3 protein-coding genes are annotated in these 2,022 nt (G+C 58.2%); all 3 read left to right on the top strand.

Annotated features, from left to right (window positions below):
- On the top strand, nucleotides 1-595 hold a 595-nt coding region (locus AB4043_RS24790), incomplete at its 5' end, for an RNA polymerase sigma factor (protein WP_442308430.1).
- Nucleotides 567-1,208 carry a hypothetical protein gene (locus AB4043_RS24785; protein WP_442300697.1) on the top strand — a complete coding sequence of 214 codons (642 nt, stop codon included), beginning with the start codon at nucleotides 567-569 and terminating at the stop codon, nucleotides 1,206-1,208. The genes AB4043_RS24790 and AB4043_RS24785, both read left to right, overlap by 29 nt.
- A gap of 1 nt (nucleotide 1,209) precedes the next feature.
- Nucleotides 1,210-1,434: a hypothetical protein gene (locus AB4043_RS24780; RefSeq protein WP_442308429.1), complete on the top strand. Its 225-nt coding sequence runs from the start codon at nucleotides 1,210-1,212 to the stop codon at nucleotides 1,432-1,434.
- Nucleotides 1,435-2,022: the final 588 nt, after the last annotated feature.

The following is a 2,022-nucleotide window of genomic DNA, read 5'->3' as shown; positions in this document are numbered from 1 at the left end:
GTATGACCGTTACGGCAGAACTGTATACCGCTATCTAATGCATATGACGGGTTCCATCTCGGCGGCGGAAGAGCTTACGCAGGAGGTCTTCATCGTGATTCTGGATGCAATGGCCACCCCCGAGCCGATGCGTTCCTTCGATTCCGCCAAAGGGACCCTGGAAGGCTATCTGCTCGGTATCGCGCGTAATCTTGCCAAGCAGGAGCATCGCAGAAACCTGCGGCTGCTTTCGCTGGACGAGATGCAGGGGAAGATGGACTGGAGCAGACTGTTCAACAAGATCCAGCAGACCTCAGGGTCCTGGGAGTATCTTGCGGCGCTGACAACACAAACCGAGATCAAGCTGCTCCATCGCTTCATTCTCGAGCTGCCGGAACACTACCGTACCGTCGTCGTTCTCTGCGCACTGCAGGAGAAGAGCTATCGCGATGTTGCGGCAATGCTGCAGTGCTCCGAAGGCACCGTAGCCTCCCGGTTGAACCGCGCCAAGGTTCTGCTCACTGCGAAGCTAACCGCCGGTGATCGAAGCAGGAAGAATCATCGCAAACTCAGGGAAGGAGGTCTCCATGCCAAAGCATCCGTTGCGAATGGCTGACAAACGCCTCTCTCATACCGACGAGTTGCTGCGCCTGTTGCGAGAGGCCTCTCCGCAAGAGCCCTCTCCCCATATCCGCGAACAACTGGAGGCTATGGGATCCCTGCAATTCGACAGCACACCATTCCTCCGTTGGCGGCAGGCTCTCCAGCATCATTGGCTGTGGGCGCTTCCGGTCGCCGCGCTTGCGATTGTAGTGGTCGTCATGTTCTTACCAACCCGTCCTCAAATTGCTGCGTTGGATCTGCAGGCGCCACCGGGAGTGCCGCCGTCGCTTGGCTCTAACTCGTATCCTTCCCACCCTCGGGTCCCTGAAACCTCTGTCCCGGTAGCCAGCACAAAGAAGACCACGCACGTGCCGCATGCGGCACCCAAACCAAAGCCGATGGACAGGCTTACTGTCTCTCTGCCCTACTCCAATCCGGATATCTCGACCGGCACCTCCACCGTCGTCCGCGTAGCCATGCCGCAGATGCAACTGGCGGCATTGGGCCTGCCCCTGCCTGCAGTAGCCGCGGACTCCAGGATCATCGCAGACGTCACGCTCGGCGATGATGGATTGCCGAAATCAATCAGCTTGCCCCTTCCACTTCAGGTTGTAAAGGAGAACTGACATGAAGCACGCCGCAACCCTCCGTTATGCCGTCGCACTCCCCTTCGCCGTGTCCCTCTGCGCCTTCGCACAAACGCAGGTTGCCCACTCCATCCATTGCGAGCCTGCGGATGATTCCAGCGGGCCGTGCACGGTAGCGGCTGCGGGCATGCCCGCCGAGGTCGGCATTCTCTCTGTCGGGGGACCGATGCGGGTGAGCGCCAGATCGAAGGATTCAAGGCTGTAGGCTATAGTACGCGCGTCGTCATCCCGGCTAACTCCATCGGCAATGACTCTCCCATCGAGATCACCCATGAGACCTGGTACTCACCGGATCTCAAACTGATTCTCGAAAGCACTCAAAACGATCCTCGGTTCGGCGAAACAAAGTATGCCCTGGTGAAGATCTCAGCCACAGAGCCCAGTGAAAAGCTCTTCCAGGTTCCCGCCGGCTACACGGTCGAAGACATCCCGGAGCCGCCTCCCTTGCGATAGAGCATTTTCTCTGTAAGTGTGGTGTAGGGCTTCCGCATCTAGGGGCGTTTTCCGCAATGAAAACGCCCCTGCACGCCCCTTCCGGGATACCAAGCAACAGGGAAAATGCTTTAGAGTATTTCACAATGTCAGGAGCAATTTGGTAGGTTGTTGGCCGGAACCGCTCTCATGATGACGCCACAATCGCAGCCAGCAGTGCAGGACGCAGCCACGCAAGGCACCTCTTCCGAACACGACTTCGATTTCCTGATCGGAAGCTGGAAGGTACAACACCGCAAGCTGGTACACCGGCTTGCCAACGATGACACCTGGCAGGTCTTCTCCGGAACCTGCGTGATGC

It is taken from the genome of Terriglobus sp. YAF25, from assembly GCF_052113305.1.
In the GTDB taxonomy this organism is placed as follows: Bacteria; Acidobacteriota; Terriglobia; order Terriglobales; family Acidobacteriaceae; genus Terriglobus.
This window is presented reverse-complemented; position numbering and strand designations above follow the sequence as displayed.